This is a genomic window from Nocardioides sp. Root122, from assembly GCF_001425025.1.
Lineage (GTDB): Bacteria > Actinomycetota > Actinomycetes > Propionibacteriales > Nocardioidaceae > Nocardioides.
Genome location: NZ_LMDE01000001.1, coordinates 437186 through 454662, shown reverse-complemented (window position 1 = coordinate 454662; position 17477 = coordinate 437186). Strand labels below are relative to the sequence as shown.

The 17477-nt window shown below is 72.9% G+C and carries 15 protein-coding genes; 4 read left to right on the top strand and 11 right to left on the bottom strand.

Going from position 1 to position 17477, the window contains the following annotated elements; genetic code table 11:
* Window positions 1-5: 5 nt before the first annotated feature.
* The 7 genes from ASC64_RS02095 to ASC64_RS02065 form a co-directional block, all read right to left on the bottom strand.
* Window positions 6-1196 (bottom strand): substrate-binding domain-containing protein, encoded by a 1191-nt coding sequence (locus tag ASC64_RS02095; protein WP_056906257.1) that lies wholly within the window; start codon window positions 1194-1196, stop codon window positions 6-8.
* A 150-nt stretch (window positions 1197-1346) separates the two neighbouring features.
* The gene (locus tag ASC64_RS02090) at window positions 1347-2153 is read right to left on the bottom strand and encodes a GNAT family N-acetyltransferase (RefSeq protein ID WP_056905846.1); all 807 of its coding nucleotides are present in this window, start codon (window positions 2151-2153) and stop codon (window positions 1347-1349) included.
* Window positions 2154-2209: 56 nt separating this feature from the next.
* Window positions 2210-4627 (bottom strand): phosphoketolase family protein, encoded by a 2418-nt coding sequence (locus ASC64_RS02085; protein WP_056905845.1) that lies wholly within the window; start codon window positions 4625-4627, stop codon window positions 2210-2212.
* Window positions 4628-4686: 59 nt separating this feature from the next.
* Window positions 4687-5589 carry a 2-hydroxyacid dehydrogenase gene (locus tag ASC64_RS02080; RefSeq protein WP_056905844.1) on the bottom strand — a complete coding sequence of 301 codons (903 nt, stop codon included), beginning with the start codon at window positions 5587-5589 and terminating at the stop codon, window positions 4687-4689.
* Window positions 5586-5933: a sterol carrier family protein gene (locus ASC64_RS02075; RefSeq protein ID WP_162245758.1), complete on the bottom strand. Its 348-nt coding sequence runs from the start codon at window positions 5931-5933 to the stop codon at window positions 5586-5588. Before ASC64_RS02075 ends, ASC64_RS02080 begins: the two co-directional genes overlap by 4 nt.
* A 100-nt stretch (window positions 5934-6033) precedes the next feature.
* Complete coding sequence (locus ASC64_RS02070) at window positions 6034-6789, bottom strand: alpha/beta hydrolase family protein (RefSeq protein ID WP_235563483.1); 756 nt, start codon at window positions 6787-6789, stop codon at window positions 6034-6036.
* Window positions 6790-6919: 130 nt separating this feature from the next.
* A complete protein-coding gene (locus ASC64_RS02065; protein ID WP_056905843.1) occupies window positions 6920-7492 on the bottom strand; it encodes a winged helix-turn-helix domain-containing protein in 573 nt (190 codons plus the stop codon).
* Between the two features lie 68 nt (window positions 7493-7560).
* On the opposite strand from ASC64_RS02065, the gene ASC64_RS02060 reads away from it, so the two are divergent.
* Window positions 7561-8829: an MFS transporter gene (locus ASC64_RS02060; RefSeq protein ID WP_056905842.1), complete on the top strand. Its 1269-nt coding sequence runs from the start codon at window positions 7561-7563 to the stop codon at window positions 8827-8829.
* Between the two features lie 53 nt (window positions 8830-8882).
* Here ASC64_RS02060 and ASC64_RS02055 read toward each other — a convergent pair whose 3' ends face one another.
* Window positions 8883-9839, bottom strand: coding sequence for a helix-turn-helix transcriptional regulator (locus tag ASC64_RS02055; RefSeq protein WP_200937435.1), 957 nt, complete (start codon window positions 9837-9839; stop codon window positions 8883-8885).
* A gap of 61 nt (window positions 9840-9900) precedes the next feature.
* Between ASC64_RS02055 and ASC64_RS02050 the strand changes: the two genes are divergently transcribed.
* Both ASC64_RS02050 and ASC64_RS02045 read left to right on the top strand, forming a co-directional pair.
* Window positions 9901-10914: an ATP-binding cassette domain-containing protein gene (locus tag ASC64_RS02050; protein WP_056906254.1), complete on the top strand. Its 1014-nt coding sequence runs from the start codon at window positions 9901-9903 to the stop codon at window positions 10912-10914.
* Entirely contained in the window at window positions 10911-11657 is a 747-nt protein-coding gene (locus tag ASC64_RS02045; protein WP_056905840.1) for an ABC transporter permease, read from the top strand. Before ASC64_RS02050 ends, ASC64_RS02045 begins: the two co-directional genes overlap by 4 nt.
* A gap of 116 nt (window positions 11658-11773) precedes the next feature.
* Here the strand turns inward: ASC64_RS02045 and purL are convergent, their stop codons facing one another.
* Window positions 11774-14056 carry a phosphoribosylformylglycinamidine synthase subunit PurL gene (purL, locus tag ASC64_RS02040; RefSeq protein ID WP_056906253.1) on the bottom strand — a complete coding sequence of 761 codons (2283 nt, stop codon included), beginning with the start codon at window positions 14054-14056 and terminating at the stop codon, window positions 11774-11776.
* A 77-nt stretch (window positions 14057-14133) separates the two neighbouring features.
* Entirely contained in the window at window positions 14134-14682 is a 549-nt protein-coding gene (locus ASC64_RS02035; RefSeq protein WP_056905839.1) for a TetR/AcrR family transcriptional regulator, read from the bottom strand.
* Window positions 14683-14852: 170 nt separating this feature from the next.
* On the opposite strand from ASC64_RS02035, the gene ASC64_RS02030 reads away from it, so the two are divergent.
* Window positions 14853-16280 (top strand): MFS transporter, encoded by a 1428-nt coding sequence (locus ASC64_RS02030; RefSeq protein WP_235563482.1) that lies wholly within the window; start codon window positions 14853-14855, stop codon window positions 16278-16280.
* Between the two features lie 12 nt (window positions 16281-16292).
* On the opposite strand, the gene ASC64_RS02025 is transcribed toward ASC64_RS02030, so the two are convergent.
* Window positions 16293-17477 carry a hypothetical protein gene (locus ASC64_RS02025; protein ID WP_056905837.1) on the bottom strand — a complete coding sequence of 395 codons (1185 nt, stop codon included), beginning with the start codon at window positions 17475-17477 and terminating at the stop codon, window positions 16293-16295.

Below are 17477 nucleotides of genomic sequence, written 5' to 3'. Positions count from 1 at the left end.
GTCGCTCAGCCTGCCTCGGGCGGGGCGACGTCGGCGGCGGCGACCGTCTCGACGAGCTCGGGCGTCCAGGTGTCGCCGTCCTTGACCAGCCGCGCCTGGTACATGTCCTGCAGGAGCGCGTGGTCGCCCTCGCGGACGGTCACCGAGCCCTTGGGCGCGTCGAAGGTGTAGCCCTCGAGCGCGTCGACCATCGCGTCGACGTCACCCTGGCCCTCCTCGATCGCGTGCACGATCATCTGGGCGGCGGTGAAGCCGTCCGGCGTGAAGAGGTCGGCGGTCGAGCCGGCCCCCTCGACGGCCTCGACCATCGCGGCGTTGACGTCGTTGTCGGGCGCGGTGGCGAAGTAGTGGCTGAGGAAGCTGATCTTCCCTGCGACCGGGCCGTAAGCACCGTACGACGCCACGTCGCCGAGGCCGGTCACGACCGGGGCGGCGTCGAAGACGCCCTGCTGCTCCAGCGACTGCCACATCGAGCCGGTCGTCTCGCCGGCCCAGGCCACGAAGACCAGGTCGGGCTCGGCGTCCTTGAGCTGCTGGGCGAAGGAGGTGAACTCCTTGATGTCCTCGCCGACCAGGAGCGGCTCGACGGTCGCGCCCTGGGCGCCGAGGAGCGCGTCGACGGCCGCGGCGTTGCCCTGCCCGAAGGCGTTGTCCTGGGCGAAGACGACGACCTTCTGGCCGTCGACGTCGTCGAGGAACGTGCCCGCGGTGGCGACGTCCTGCATGCTCTGGCGACCCGAGCGGAAGGTGTAGCCGTTGAGGCCGGTGATGGCGTCGGCGGCCGCGGCACCGGAGACGTAGAGGACCTTGTTCTGCTCGGCCTGCTCGGCCATGCCCAGCGCGACGCCGGACGACACGGTGCCGGTGAGGACCTTCACGCCGTCACCGATGTACTCCTTGGTGAGCTGGACGGCCTTGTCGGGGTCGCCGGCGTCGTCGCCGTTGCGCACCTCGATCGTGATGCCGTCGACCTCGCCGGTGCCGTCGGTGGCGTAGTCGAGGCCGGCGTCGAAGCCGTCGAGGAACGCCTGGCCGTATGCCGCCAACGGGCCGGTCTCGGAGGTGATGACCCCGACCTCGATGGTCTCGGCGTCCGCTCCCGCCGCCCCGTCGTCGGCGCTGGGCGCGCACGCGGACAGGACCAGGACGGCCGCCGCGGCGACCGGGCCGAGGACGTGGTGTGTGGTGATCCGCATGTCTCCCATGCCTTTCGCTCGAGGTCTCCAACCTGAGACCTGATTCAGGTTTTGGAAAACTAGTGCGGTAGGCAGGCGCTGTCAAGCATCGCCTGTCACCCGGGGAGGGGTGCGGCGCTGGATCGCTACGGGCGGTGCCGGCGTCGGCGGTCAGGCGTCCGACGTCGCCCAGTCGCCGCTCCGCTGCTCCATCATCAGCTGGCGCTCGGAGTCGGTGAAGCCGAGCCGGCGGTAGACGCCGATCGCGTCACCGTCGGTGTCCGCGACGATCACGAGCGTGCGTACGCCGAGCTGGTCGAGCGCGTGCTGGCCGGCCGCGTGCACGACCGCGGCGGCGAGGCCCTGGCGGCGGTGGTCGGGGTGGGTCTCGACGCTCTGGAAGCGCGCGATGCCGTCGTCGGTCACGAAGATCCCCGCCGTCGAGGCGAGGACCCCGTCGACGAAGGCGCCGAACCGGGTGCCGCGGCCGGCGTCGACGAGGCGGCGCTCCTGGGCGTTCTTCTGGCGGGCGAACCGCATGAACGACTGCTCGGACGTCTGCGGGTAGAGCTGCTGGCTCAGCCGCGCCCGCGCCTCCCAGTCCTCGTCGCCCACGAGCTCACGCACCTCGGCCTCGACCTCGCGCGGCGGCTGCAGCGTGCCCGTGGTCAGCACCGTCGCCACGTCGACGGTCATCCCGGCGGCCTCGAACGCCGCGCGCGACTCGTCGGAGAGGTCGGCGGCGTCGATGCCGATGCTGACGTGGTCGGCGGCCGGGAACTCGGTGTGGAACGCGGCCGTGACCTCCTTCTCGCCGCCCGGCGCTGGCGGCTGCGCGAGCAGGATGAAGTTGCCCCAGAAGTAGGACGGGTTCTCGGGCGAGCGCACCACGAGGTGCGTGCCGCGGTCCTCGACGACGCTCCCGGACGAGGTCAGGAGGGCCAGGTCGGTCCGGAAGCCGAGTGAGGTGACATGCATGGCCGCACGCTAGCCCCTCGGCACCCGGCCTCCGAGCGCGCCCGCTACAGCGCCTGCTACAGGTTGTCGGCCGAGGTGTCCGGGTCGGCCGTCGTCGACGGGGACTCGCCCCGCTCGGGCTGGGCCCCGGGGTCCCACCGCCAGTCGCGCACCTCGGGGAGGTCGTCACCGTGGTCCCGGGTCCACTGACGCGCCCGCCTGCGGGTGTCGGTCATCAGCTGGCGCACCTCGGCGGCACGCTGGCCGAGACCGGGCACGCGGTCGATGACGTCGATCACCAGGTGGTAGCGGTCCATGTCGTTCATCATCACCATGTCGAAGGGCGTGGTGGTCGTGCCCTCCTCCTTGTAGCCGCGCACGTGGATGTTGTCGTGGTTGGTGCGGCGGTAGGTCAGCCGGTGGATCAACCACGGATAGCCGTGGTAGGCGAAGATCACCGGCTTGTCGGTGGTGAAGAGCGTGTCGAACTCCCGGCTGCCCAGCCCGTGCGGGTGCTCGCGCTCGTCCTGCAACCGCATCAGGTCGACCACGTTGACGAACCGGATCTTCAGCTCCGGCAGGTGCTCGCGCAGGATCGAGGTCGCGGCGAGCGCCTCCAGGGTGGGTACGTCGCCCGCGGCCGCGATGACGACGTCGGGATCGCCCTCGTCGTTCGAGGCCCAGTCCCAGATGCCGAGCCCCCGGGCGCAGTGCAGGTCGGCCTGCTGGGGGCCGAGCCAGTCGAAGCTGGGCTGCTTGCCCGACACCACGACGTTGACGTAGTGCTCGCTCTCGAGGCAGTGCGCCATCGTCGAGAGCAGGGTGTTGGCGTCCGGCGGCAGGTAGACCCGGACGACCTCGGCCTTCTTGTTCACGACGTGGTCGATGAAGCCGGGGTCCTGGTGGGAGAAGCCGTTGTGGTCCTGGCGCCACACGTGCGAGCTCAGCAGGTAGTTGAGGCTCGCGATCCGCGGTCGCCACTCGATCTCGCGGGTCGTCTTGAGCCACTTGGCGTGCTGGTTGAGCATCGAGTCGACGATGTGGATGAAGGCCTCGTAGCAGCTGAAGAGGCCGTGCCGGCCGGTCAGGAGATAGCCCTCGAGCCAGCCCTGGCAGGTGTGCTCGGAGAGGATCTCGACGACGCGGCCGGACCGCCCCAGGTGCTCGTCGACGTCGATGAGGTCCGCGGCCCACACCTTGTCGGTCACCTCGTAGACCGCGTCGAGGCGGTTGGACGCGGTCTCGTCGGGGCCGAAGATCTTGAAGTTGGTGTCGTTGTCGCGCACCACGTCGACGAGGTACTGCCCGAGCACGCGGGTGGGCTCGTGCACCGAGGCGCCCGGTCGCTCCACCTCGACCGCCGACCCGCGCCAGTCCGGCAGCCGCAACGGGCGCTTGAGCAGACCGCCGTTGGCATGGGGGTTGGCGCTCATCCGGCGGGTACCGACCGGCGCCTGCGCCCGGATCGCCTCGACCGGGCGGCCGTCGTCGTCGAAGAGCTCGTCCGGGCGGTAGGACCGCAGCCACTCCTCGAGCTGCGCCCGGTGGTCGTCGTTCTCGCGGGTGCCCGCAAGCGGCACCTGGTGCGCCCGCCAGGTCCCCTCGACCGGCTTGCCGTCGACCTCGGCGGGCCCGGTCCAGCCCTTGGGCGTGACGAGCAGGATCATCGGCCACGGCCGACGCTCCACGTCGCCGTCCTCGCGGGCGGCCCGCCAGATGTCGCGGATCATGTCGTGCGCCTCGTCGAGGGCGGCGGCCATCTGGCGGTGCACGTCGGCAGGGTCATCGCCCTCCACCGTGAGCACGTGGTGCCCGTAGCCGCGCAGCAGGCTCTCGAGCTCGTCGCGGTGGATGCGTGCGGGGATCGTCGGGTTGGCGATCTTCCAGCCGTTGAGGCTCAGGATCGGCAGCACGGCACCGTCGTGCACGGGGTCGACGAACTTGTTGGCGTGCCAGCTCGCGGCGAGCGGGCCGGTCTCGAACTCGCCGTCGCCGACGACCGCGGTCACCAGGAGGTCGGGGTTGTCCATCGCGGCGCCATAGGCGTGCGAGAGGACGTAGCCCAGCTCGCCGCCCTCGTGGATGGACCCCGGTGTCTCCGGAGCGACGTGGCTGGGGATGCCGCCGGGGAAGGAGAACTGCCGGAAGAGCCGGGACATCCCGTCGCCGTCGTGGCTGACGGCGTGGAACACCTCGGAGTAGGTGCCCTCGAGCCAGGCGTTGGCCACGGCCGCGGGACCGCCGTGCCCCGGCCCGCACAGGATGATCGCGTTGGTGTCGCGCTCGCGGATCAGCCGGTTGAGGTGGGTCCAGACGAGGTTGAGCCCGGGTGTCGTGCCCCAGTGGCCGAGCAGCCGGGGCTTGATGTCGTCGCGCTCGAGCGGGCGCTCGAGCAGCGCGTTGCCGAGCAGGTAGATCTGCCCGACGGCGAGGTAGTTGGCCGCGCGGAACCACAGGTCGAGGTCCTGGACCTCGTCATCGGTGAGGGACGCCATGGTCCTTCGTACCGGAACCCGGCGCCTCGCGCATCCCCTCCGGTGCCGCGCTGGACGCCTCAGCCGCTCACCACGTTGGCCAGCGGCTCGCCTGCGACCATCCGGCGGAGCTGGTCGCGGACCAGCGCGGAGACCCGCGGCAGCATCGCCGTCGTACCTCCTGCGACGTGCGGGGTGATGAGCACGTCGGGGGCGTCCCAGAGCGGGTGGCCGTCGGGGAGCGGCTCGGGGTCGGTGACGTCGAGGGCGAAGCGCAGCCGTCCGGCGTGCGCGAGCACGGCGTCCGTGTCGAGCACGGGACCGCGCGCCACGTTGACCACGAGCGCGCCGTCGGGCAGCAGCGCGAGGGCGTCGCCGTCCAGCAGGCCCCGGGTGGCGTCGGTGAGCGGGACGAGCACGACCACGACGTCCTGATCGGGCAGGAGGTCGCCCAGGTCGGCGATCGCGCGCACCCGGCCCATCAGGTCGTCGTCGCGCTCGCGCGTGGCGACGGCCGTGATCGAGGTCTTCATCGGCAGCAGCCGCTCGGCCAGCGCCCGGCCGATCGAGCCGTAGCCCAGGACCAGCACGCGCGAGTCCGCGAGCGATCGCCGCATCTTGTCGGAGGTCCAGTGCCCGTGGCTCCGCACGGCCTCCGGGATGCCGCGCAGGCTGGCCAGGACCAGCCCGACCGCGTGCTCAGCCGTGGCGTCGTCGTGGACGCCGGTCGCGTTGCAGAGGGTGATCCCGTCGGGGAGGCGGCCGGCCACGCCGTCGTAGCCGGCGCTCTGCAGCTGCACCACCCGCAGCCCGCGGAGGAGGTGACCGCGGTCGATGACGTCGGCGCGGGTCGCGTAGTGGGGGACCCAGAAGTCGACGTCACCCTCGGGCGGGGGTCCGTCGCCGTTCCACACCACGACCTCGACGCCGTCGACCGGCCCGACGGCCTCGACGAGCTCCTGCGTCGCGAGCGCAGCCTTCACGCCTGCTCCCCCGTGAGCGGGAGGTAGGGCGTCAGGTCGGTGCGCTCGCCGCTGGCCGCGACCCGCCCCGAGTCCAGCGCCTCGGCCCACGTCGTACGTCCGGTGGCGACCGCCAGCCAGGTCTCGGCGTCGGTCTCGACGACCGCCGGCGGCGTGCCGCGCGTGTGCCGCACGCCGGGGATCGCCTGGACGGCGGCGAAGGGCGGGACGCGCACCTCGACCGAGCGGCCGGGCGCGCGCTCCTCGAGGACGGCGAGGTAGTGCTTGACCAGGGCCTTGGTGTCGGCCGCGGCGGCCGCGGTCGCCAGCTGGTCGGGGGTCAGGACCTTGAGTCGGGCGGGCACACACCGAGGCTAGACGGACATGGTGCAGGCAGCTCGCGCCAGGTCGCGCACGCTCGAGCGTCGACCCGACCCAGTCGGACGCGAACTGCCTGCACGGTGCTCAGGCGATCGAGTCGAGGATCTCCAGCTGGGCCTGCCAGGCGGGCGAGTCCGGGTCGATGACGACGAAGTGGTCGCCGGCCACCCGGATGACCTCGGCGGTCGCGCCGGCGGCCTGCGCGTCGACGACGTATCCCTCGGACTGGCCGAGCGGGACGACCTCGTCGTCGATGCCGTGCACGCACCACACGGGTACGTCGAGGGGGATCTGCTGCTGCGGGTCCCACCGCGCGTCGTCGGGCCCGGGCACGTGGCCGAGGAGGGCAGCGGCCGCGCCGCCACCCAGGCCCATCCGCTCGGACATGACGAGGTCGAGGACGCCGGCCTGGGAGATCGCGTGGGTGACGCGCACCCGCGGCCCTTCGCGCCCGGCGGCCCAGACGGCGAGGTGGCCGCCGGCGGAGTGCCCGAGGGTGACGACCGTAGTCAGGTCGAGGTCCGCCACGTCGGCGAGCGCGTCGATGGCCGCAGCGACGTCGTCGAACGTCTCCGGGGTGCCGCCGCCGTTGCCGACCCGGCGGTACTCGATGTTCCACGCCGTCCAGCCCCGGTCGGCCAGCGCCCGGGCCAGCGGCTGGCCGAGGGTGAGGTCGTAGGCGGACTTCCAGAAGCCGCCGTGGATGACGACCACGACGCCGCGGGAGGCCCCTGCCGGGCGGTACAGCTCGGCGAGCTGCGAGGGGTCGGCGCCGTAGGTGACGACCTCGGCACCGTCGGCCCCCGCCGGCGCGGCGGGTGCTGGCTCGGAGGTGGGCACGGGCGACTCCTCGGAACAGGCGCTCAGCAGGGCGGGCGTGACCAGCCCGAGCGCGGGCAGGGCCAGAAGCGTACGACGGCGCATGCCCGTGGTTCGGAGCAGAACGGTCGGCGGCTCGGTCGCCGCCGCGTCAGTCCCCGGCCCCGTCCGCGCGCGGCTGGACGATCTGCACGACCTGGTAGGTCCGGCGACCCGGCTCGCGGCCCCGTGTGCGTTCGGCCCACGCCTCGATCACGGCGTCGATCTCGCCGCGCAGCTCGTGAGCCTCCTCGTCGGTGAGCCTGACCGCGTGGTCGGACACGGCGAAGACCCCCCGACCCTCCTGCCGGCCCATCGCGAACGCGCGATCGACCACCTCGTGGAGCGAGGCCGTCTTGGTGCTGCGGAAGACCTCCACCGCGGCGCGACCCCCCGGGGCCTCGGCGAGCTGGCTCAGGTTGACGCTGAACCCCTGCTCCGCCGTCGCCCGCCAGACCCGGTCGCGCTTGTCGCGCGCCTCCTCCGGCGCCTCCTCGACCAGGCCGTACTTCGCGAGCTGGCGCAGGTGGAAGCTGGCCTGGTTGGCCGGGATGCCGAGCTCGCGGGCGATGTCGGCGGCACGGACCGGACCGGTGGCGGAGATCTCGTCGAGGATCCGGGTGCGGACGGGGTGCGCGATGGCGCGCAGGACGCGCGGGTCGCTCAGCGGTTGCGGCTCGGCCATGTGCGCCACCCTACCCAATTGCGCACGCTCTATTGCGCAACATTGCTTGCGCACTTTATGGTGCGGATGTGCCCGGATACCGCCAGCTCTCGAAGAACCGTGACTTCACCGTCCTCTGGATCGGTGACACCGCAAGCGAGCTCGGCAGCGCGCTGTCGATGTTCGTCTTCCCGCTCATCGCCTACGCCCTCAGCGGCTCGGCTCTCGTCGCGGCCCTCGTCGAGGCGGCGTACCTCGGCGGGCTGTGCGCGACCCTCCTGCCCGCAGGCGTGCTCGCCGACCGGGTCGACCGGAGGCGGATCATGCTCGCCTCCAGCGCGACCGGGTGCCTGGCCTACACCTCGCTCGCCGTCGCCGGGGCTCTCGGTGCGCTCACGCTCCCGCACCTGGTCGCCGTCGCGCTCGTCAGCGGCATCGCGGCCGGCGCGTTCAGCCCGGCCCAGATGTCGGCGATCCGATCGGTCGTGTCCACCGAGGACCTCCCGACCGCCCTCAGCCAGAACCAGGCCCGGCAGCACGTCGCCTCGCTGCTCGGCGGCCCGCTCGGCGGCGCGCTGTACGCCGTCACCCGCTGGCTGCCGTTCGCCGTCGACGCGGCGTCGTACGCCCTCGCCTGCGTGACCGTGAGCCGGGTCCGGACCGACCTGTCCGCCCCGCACCGCCGCAGCGAGCCGCTGCGCCGGCAGCTCACCGAGGGCTTCCGCTTCATGTGGGCGCGCCCGTTCTTCCGCACGCTCATGGTGTGGTCGTCGCTGACCAACCTCGTGGTCAACGCGCTGTTCTTCGTGGTCGTGCTGCGGATGGTGGCCGGCGGGGTGCCGGCCGCGCAGATCGGCCTGGTCTCGACCGCCGCCGGGGTCGGCGGGATCCTCGGGTCGATGATCGCCCCGAGCCTGATCCACCGGATGCCGACCGGCCGGCTGACCGTGCTCATCGGGTGGGCGTGCTGCCTGCCGCTCGTGCCGCTGACGCTGTCCGACAGCGTGGCGACCGCGTGCGTGAGCACGTTCCTCCTGCTGCTGCTCAACCCGGTCGGCAACGCCGGGATCAGCTCGTACCGGATGGCGGTCACGCCTGCCCACCTCCAGGGTCGGGTGGGGTCGACCAGCCAGTTCGTGTCGATGTCGGTCATGCCGCTCGCCCCGCTGCTCGGCGGCTGGCTCCTCGAGCACCAGGGCGGCACCACCGCGGTCACCGCGCTCGTCCTGGCCTCGGCCCTGCTCGCGCTCCTGCTGACGTCCAGCCGCTCCATCCGGTCGGTGCCCCGCCCCTCCGAGTGGGAGGTCGAGGACGTGGACGATCCCGAGCCCGCCCCGGCCGCGCTCCTGGCGGGGTAGTCCACCGGGAAGTGGCTGTCCCGAAGCCCCCAGGACGACCGTTCGCCGGTGGACTACCCCGGCCCGGCCGAGCGGGAGAAGCGGGCCCCCACCTCGGCGACCCTCTCCACCAGCTCGGGCGGCGACTCGACCACGAAGTCGGCACCCGTCCCGGCCAGCACCATGACCGGCCAGCCGAGGTCGTCGACGTTCATCTCCAGGACGCAGCCGGCACCGTCGGGCGTGACGGTGCCCCAGCGCCCGACGTGAGCGGCGAGGTCGTCGGCGGACATCGCGACCCGCGCGCGTACGGCGTACCGCTGGGGCATGCGCGAGATGCCCTGCCGCACGAAGGCGAGGGCGTCGTCGGCCGGGAGGTCGCGGGGCCGGAACCGCTGCCCGGTGGGCTCCGGGTCGGCGATGCGGTCGAGGCGGAAGCTGCGCCAGTCCATCCGGTCGCGGTCCCAGGCGACGAGGTACCACCGGCGTCCCAGCGAGACCAGGCGCAGGGGCTCGATCCGTCGGTGGGACGCCTCGCCCTCGCGGGCGGTGTAGTCGAAGCGGAGCAGCTCGCTGTCGCGGCAGGCCTGGGCGAGAGTGGTGAGCACGGCGGCGTCGAAGACCGGGGCGCCCTCCCACGGCCCGGGCGAGTCGGTCTGGCTGGCGACCGCGTCCATCTGGCGGCGCAGCCGCGGCGGCATCAGCGACAGCACCTTGGAGAGCGCCTGGACCGACCAGTCGTCCATCCCCGCGACCGCGCCCGCCGCGGCGGTGCGCAGCCCGACCGCCACCGCGACGGCCTCCTCGTCCTCGAGGAGCAGCGGCGGGAGGGAGCCGCCGGCGCGCAGCTGGTAGCCGCCGGCGGCGCCGCGGACCGCGTCGACGGTGTAGCCGAGGTCGCGCAGGCGGTCGACGTCACGGCGCAGCGTCCGCGGGCTGACCTCGAGTCGCTCGGAGAGCTCGGGGCCGGGCCAGTAGCGGTGGGTCTGGAGCAAGGACAGCAACCGCAGCATCCGTTCGCTCGTGCTCATGTCCCCACTTTAGTTCGATTGCGGTCAGGAACTGACCGCATGGCTTCCTAGCGTGGTGGTCATGACCTACAACAACTCCGGACCGGCGATCGTGACGCGTGGCCTGACCCGCCACTTCACCTCGCGCAAGCAGACCGTCGAGGCCGTCCAGGGCCTCGACCTCGAGATCGGGCAGGGCGAGCTGGTCGCCTTCCTCGGCCCCAACGGGGCGGGGAAGTCGACCACCCTGCGGATGCTGACCACCCTCATCCCGCCCACGTCGGGCACCGCCAGCGTGGCCGGGCACGACGTGGTGACCGGCCAGCGCGACGTACGCCACGCCATCGGCTTCGTCGGGCAGGGCAACGGCGCCGGCCACCGCCAGCTCGGCCGCGACGAGCTGGTCAGCCAGGGCCGCGCCCACGGCCTCTCCCGCACCGACGCCCAGCGGCGAGCGGGCGAGCTCATCGACGACCTCGACCTCGGGGCGGTCGCCGACCGCAAGGTCTCCTCGCTCTCCGGCGGCCAGCGCCGGCGGCTCGACATCGCGATGGGCCTCGTGCACCTGCCGCGCGTGCTCTTCCTCGACGAGCCCTCGACCGGGCTCGACCCGCAGAACCGGGCGAACCTGCAGGGGCTGATCCAGCGCCTGCACGCGGAGAGCGGCAGCACGGTCGTGCTGACCACGCACTACCTCGAGGAGGCCGATGCCCTCGCCGGCCGGGTGATCGTGGTCGACCACGGCCGGGTCATCGCCGACGACACGGCCGCGCAGCTCAAGAGCGGCCTGGGCGACCTGCTCAGGCTGGGCTTCGCCTCCCCTGCCTCCGCGGCGCGCGCCGCCAGCCGGCTGTCGCGGGTGCCGGAGTCACGGGTCGAGGTCACCGACACCTCGGTCGACCTGCGGGTCAAGGACGGCTCCGTGATGGTCGGCGAGCTGCTCGCCGACCTTGCGGCGGACGGCGTACCGCCGACGCGGGTGGAGGTCGCCCGCCCGACCCTCGACGACGTCTTCCTCGACCTGACCGGTCGCAGCCTCCGCGAGACCCAGTCCACCCCTTCCGACACCGAGACCACCAGTGAGGTCGCAGCATGAGCACGTTCGTGTCCGACACCGTCAACGTGATGAACCGCGAGCTCAAGCCGGTCTGGCGCGAGCCCATGGCGGTCGTCTTCGCGATGATCCAGCCGCTCGTCTTCCTCGGCCTCTTCGCACCGCTGCTGCCGCAGATGGCGTCCGGGTCCGCGCTCCAGTGGTTCGTGCCCGGCATCGTGGCGATGACCGCCCTGATGGGCGCGTCGTTCACCGGCGCCAACCTCATGGAGGAGATGCAGTCGGGCTCCCACGAGCGCCAGCTCGTCTCGCCCCTCGGCCGTTCGTCGCTGCTCGTCGGCCGCGCACTGAAGGAGGTCGTGCCCATGCTCATGCAGGTCGCGATCATCGTCGCGGTCGTGACCCCCTTCAGCTTCGACCTGCACCTCGCCGGCGTCCTCACGGCTGCGGCCGTGCTGTCCCTCTTCAGCATCGGGGTTGGCGCGCTGTCGTTCGCGCTCGCGCTGGCGTCGAAGGGCCAGGACTGGATGTTCTGGACGGTCCAGCAGACGCTGCTCTTCCCGGCCCTGCTGACGGCCGGGGTGCTGCTGCCGATGGACGGCGCCCCGCGCTGGCTCGAGGTGGTCTCGACCCTCAACCCGATGACGTACGTCGTCGACGCGGTGCGGGTGCTGTTCGCCGGCACCTTCCCGGTCGACGTCGTCGCCCAGGGTGTCGCGGGCGCGGCCGTGGTCGCGGCCCTCGGGCTCTGGGTCGGCGTACGGGCGATGCGCCGCTCGAGCTAGGACCGGGCGCGCCGCCTGTCGGCGGACACCATGGAGTCCGCGGGCCGCCTGGTGGCGCGGGGACTCCACGGTGCGGCTGGAGTCCCCGGCTGTCCGGGGACTCCGGAGCCAGGCCCTCAGGAGCCGAGGACCGCCGGCAACGTCGCCTGCCAGGCCGCCTTGGCCTCGGCGACGGGGAGGTCGAAGGCGCCCTCGACGGAGATCGTGTCGCCGCCGGTGCGCCCGAGGGGCGCGACGGGTACGCCGTGGCGCTGGGCGAGCGCGACCAGCGCGTCGGCCTGCTCCTCGGTCACCGTGACGAGGACGCGGGCGGTCGACTCGGAGAACAGCGCGACGAACGGGTCGTCGGCCACGCCGGACAGCGACACCGAGACGCCGACGCCGTTGCCGAAGGTCGACTCGGCCAGCGCCTGCGCCAACCCGCCCTCGGACAGGTCGTGGGCGCTGGTGACGACGCGATCGCGCGAGGCGTCCTGCAGCAGCGAGGCCAGGGCCTGCTCCGCGGCCAGGTCGAGGCGGGGCGGCATCCCGCCGAGGTGGCCGTGGACGACGTGCGCCCACTCCGACCCGGAGAGCTCGTCGCGGGTCTCGCCGAGCAGGAAGACCCGCTCACCCGCAGCCCCGAAGCCGGTCGGCGTACGACGGGTGACGTCGTCGATGACGCCGAGGACCGCCACGACCGGGGTCGGCAGGATCGCCGTCTCTCCGGTCTGGTTGTAGAGGCTGACGTTGCCGCCGGTGACGGGGACGCCGAGCTCGAGACAGGCGTCCTTGAGGCCCCGGCAGGCCTCGGCGAACTGCCACATCACGTCGGGGTCCTCGGGCGAGCCGAAGTTGAGGCAGTCGGAGACGGCCAGCGGGCGGGCGCCGCCGGTCGCGACGTTGCGGAAGGACTCGGCCAGCGCCAGCTGCGCACCGGTGTAGGGGTCGAGCTTGGCGAAGCGACCGTTGCAGTCGGTCGAGACCGAGACGCCGAGGTTGGTGTCGGCGTCGACGCGCACCATGCCCGAGTCGGACGGCTGGGCCAGGACGGTGTTGCCCTGGACGTAGCGGTCGTACTGGTCGGTGATCCACGACTTGTCGCAGAGGTTGGGCGAGGCGACCAGCCGCAGCAGCGTGTCGCGCAGCTCGTCGCCGGACGCCGGACGCGCCAGGCCCGAGGCGTCGTCGGCCTGCAGCGCGTCCTGCCAGTCGGGGCGAGCGAAGGGCCGCTGGTAGGTCGGGCCGTCGTGCGCCACCGACCGCGGGGGTACGTCGACGACGCGCTCGCCGTGCCAGTCGATGTGCAGCCGGCCGGTGTCGGTGACCTCGCCGACGACCACGGCCTCGACGTCCCACTTCTCGCAGATCGCCATGAACGCGGCGACGTCGCCGGGCTCGACGACCGCCATCATCCGCTCCTGCGACTCGCTCATCAGGATCTCCTCCGGCGCGAGCGTGGAGTCGCGCAGCGGCACCCGGTCGAGCTCGACGTGCATGCCGCCGTCGCCGGCCGACGCCAGCTCGGAGGTGGCGCAGGAGAGGCCGGCCCCGCCGAGGTCCTGGATGCCGGCGATGACGCCGGCGGCGAAGAGCTCGAGCGTGCACTCGATGAGCAGCTTCTCCATGAAGGGGTCGCCGACCTGCACGCTGGGCCGCTTCGCGGGACCCGTCTCGTCGAAGGTCTCGCTCGCGAGCACGGACACCCCGCCGATGCCGTCGCCGCCGGTGCGGGCGCCGTAGAGCACCACCTGGTTGCCCGTTCCGGTGGCGTTGGCGAGGTGGAGGTCCTCGTGGCGGAGCACGCCGACACAGAGGGCGTTGACGAGCGGGTTGCCGGCGTAGGTCTCGTCGAAGACCGCCTCGCCACCGATGTTGGGCAGGCCGAGGCAGTTGCCGTAGCCGCCCACGCCGGCCACGATCCCGGGCAGCACCCGCGCGGTGTCGGGGGCGTCGAGCGGGCCGAAGCGCAGCGGGTCCATGACCGCGACGGGGCGCGCGCCCATGGCGAGGATGTCGCGGACGATGCCGCCGACGCCGGTCGCCGCGCCCTGGTAGGGCTCCACGAAGGACGGGTGGTTGTGGCTCTCGACCTTGAAGGTCACCGCGTAGCCCTGGCCGATGTCGAGCACGCCGGCGTTCTCCCCGATGCCGGCCAGCATCTTGCCCACCGGCGTCTCCTGCGGGATCTCCCCGAACTGCTTGAGGTGCACCTTGGTGGACTTGTAGGAGCAGTGCTCGCTCCACATCACCGAGTACATCGCGAGCTCGGAGCTCGTGGGACGACGGCCGAGGATCTCGCGGATCCGGGCGTACTCGTCGGCCTTGAGACCGAGCTCGGCCCACGGCTGCTCGCGCTCGGCGTCGGCGGCCGCGTGGGCCACCGTGTCGAGGGTGCCGGTCGCGCCGGACGTCGTCAGGCCGGAGCCGGTGGGAGAAGCGGACTGCGGGGCGCTCGTGTCGGGCACGGCACCAATCTACCGGCGCGTGCGCCTGCCTACTTCAGCAGTCCGTCGGCGACGACCTCGAGCATCGGCCGCACGGCCTCGAGGTCGAGCTCGGAGGCGTCGGCGACGGTGGCGACACCGCCGACGAGGCGCGCGACCTGGAGCGAGGTGACGTCGTCGCGTACGGCGTCCTCCGCGCGCAGCTGGTCGAGGACCCGCCCGCCCGCGGACTGGAGGACCTGGCACTTGGTGCGGATCGGCGAGGCCTCGTCACCCATCGCGCCGGTGATCTTCGCCGGGCCACCCTTGTGCACGCTGATCAGCCGGACGTACTCCTCGAACCAGTTGAGCAGTCGCTCGCGCGGCCCGCCCTCGTGGGCGAGCGCCTTGTCGGCCGTCTCCTCCACGTGGTGGACCCAGGCCTGCATGACGGCGTCGATGAGGTCGTCGCGGGTAGGGAAGTGCCGGTAGAGGGTTCCCGGACCGACGCCCGCCTGCTTGGCGATGAGGTCGAGGGAGGCGTCGTAGCCCTGCTCACGGAACACCTGACGGGCGACCTCGACGATGCGGTCGCGATTGCGCTGGGCGTCGGCTCGCAAGGAAATTTCACCTCGGGCTTGCTAAACGGAGACAGTCTCCGTATTGTCGTGGAGGAAGCGGAGTCACCCTCCGGATCTACTGTACCTCGGCCCACGAGGCCAGAACAGGACCGCACCTCATGTCATCCACCACCTCCCTGCGTCCGCAGGGATCCCACCGGGACCTTCCCGTGGACCTCCCGCCCCAGGCCGGCCGCGCCGCCGCCGGCATCGCGATCGTCCTGGTCGCCCAGCTGATGATCGTGCTCGACGCGACCGTCGTGAACGTCGCGCTCCCCCGCATCGACGGCGACCTGGGCTTCGGCCCGGCATCCCTGTCGTGGGTGCTGAACGCCTACACCCTCGCCTTCGGCGGACTGCTGCTCCTCGGCGGCCGCCTGGGCGACGTCTTCGGCCGCCGCCGCGCCTTCGAGGCCGGCCTGGCCGTGTTCACCCTCGCCTCCGCGCTCGGCGGACTGGCGCAGACGCCCGGCCAGCTGGTCGCGACCCGCGCCCTCCAGGGCGTCGGCGCCGCGCTCGCCGCACCGAGCGTGCTGGCGCTGCTCACCACCAGCGCCCCCGACGAGGCCGCCCGCAACCGCGCCTTCGCGCTGTTCGGCGCCGTCTCCTCCGGTGGCGCGTCCATCGGCCTCATCCTCGGCGGCCTGCTGACCGACGTCGGCTCGTGGCGCTGGACGCTCTTCATCAACGTGCCGCTCGGCATCGCCGTGCTGCTGCTCGTCGGCCGCTTCGTCGACGAGACCCCGCGGCGTCCCGGCCGCTTCGACCTGGTCGGCGCCGCGAGCGCGACGATCGGCGCCGTCTCGCTGGTCTGGGCGCTCATCGGAGCTCCCGAGCACGGGTGGGGCTCGGCCCGCACCGTCGGCGGCTTCGTCCTCAGCGCGGCCCTCCTGGTGCTGCTGGCCCGCACGGAGACCCGGCACCCGCACCCCATGGTGCAGCCGCACCTGGTCCGCAGCCGTCGCCGCATCGGCGCGCTCGCCGCGATGGCCCTGGTCATCGGCGCGAACCTGTCGATGTTCTTCCTGGTCGTCCAGTACGTCCAGACCGTGCTCGGCTTCGGCCCGCTGATGTCCGGGTTCGCGTTCCTGCCCTTCAGCCTGGGCATCTTCGGGATGTCGCGGATCACCCCGTGGCTGATCGCGAGGGTCGGCCCGCGCGCGATGCTGATGACCGGCACGGCCGCCCTCACGGTCGGCTACGCCTGGCTCAGCGGCGCGGACGCGACCGGCACCTACCTCGGCGCCGTGTTCGGCCCGATGCTGATCGCCGGCCTGGCCACCGGACTGGTGTTCATGCCGATCACCGTCACCGTGCTCGCGGGCGTCGAGCACGAGCACGCCGGCTCGGCGTCGGGCCTGCTGCAGACCACGCAGCAGCTCGGCAGCGCCGTCGGCGTCGCGGTGATCGTCTCGGTGTACGCCGCCGGCGCGGTGCCGGGCCAGTTCGTGCCCGGGCTCCAGGCGGCCTTCCTCACCTCGGCCGGCTTCGCGGCCCTCGCCCTGCTGGTGGTGACGGTCGTCATCCGTACGCCGCGGGCCGAGGTCGAGCCGGACGTGCGCGACCTCGAACCGGAGGTGGTCGCCGAGGCGGCCTGACCCCTCGACCGATCAGCGACCCGCGCCCCTGTCGTCGGCCTCCCGGCCGATGGCGGGGGCGTCGTCGTGGGCGGCCTCGCCTGCCTCCACGACGGTGAGGACGTCCCGGGTCTCGTCGGTCTCCTCGACCTCCGGCTCCGCGAGCCGGGCCCGCTCGTCCTTGCCCGCCTCGCGCTCGGCCTTGCGCGCGGCCCGCGCGGCCCGCTTCTCCTCCAGCGCAGCACGCTTGGCCTCCTTCGCCGCGTCGCGCGCGAGGTCCTTGTCGCGGACGGGCCGGGAGTCGTCGTCCTGGCCCGACAGCCGGGACGTCGCCAGCCGCTGCGAACCGCCGCGGCCACCGGCCATGCCGCGCGACATCGTCCCGGCCCGCACGCCCATGCCCCCGGCCATGCCGCCCGTCGCCGGAGCGCCGGTCGCGGGCGGCCGGGACGCGCCGCGGAGCCCGGGGGCACCGCCGGCGGCGGTCGCGATGATGGGGGCCAGGCCCGCGGCCGTGATCCCGCTGAGGTGCGGCACGGAGACCGAGATCGGGGCGATCGGCGGCAACCCGGCCGCCCCGGCGACCCCGCCCGCTCCCCCGGCTCCACCTTGGGCGGAGCCCAGGACGGAGGTGCTGGGGACCGGGACCGTGCCCACCCCGGACTCGTCCTCACCGATCTGGAGGCCACGGGCGAAGGTGCCCCCGGTCAGCGTGACCAGCTCGGTGCGGACCATGACGAACTCCGCGCGGGCCGAGCGCAGCCGGGTGCTCTCCTGGTCGAGCGAGAGCGTCAGCCGCCGGCGGATCTCCTCGGCCTCCTGCTCGCCCGCGCTCACCGTGGCGCGGTCCTCGTCCGCGTCGGGCCGGAACACGAGGTAGCGGGTCTCGCCCACGACCTCGTGGGGCACCAGCTCGACCTTCGTCCAGGCCTGGTCGAGCTCCTTCTGCGCCGCGGTGATGATGCTGCTGACCGCCTGCAGCGACCCGGCGATCTGGGTGGCGAGAGTGGTGAAGCGGTCGAGGTTGACCAGCACCTGGCGCCGGAACCGGTCATAGCTCTCGGCCGCCGCGGAGTCCCAGCCCTCGGTCGCGCGCAGGGCGGCGGCGACGATCTCGTCGCCGCGCCTGGTCATCAGGGCCGCGACCTCGCCCCATCGCACCGCGGCCACGTCGAGCGGTCGCACGTCGGAGCGCAGCTCCCAGAGGTTGGCCGGCAC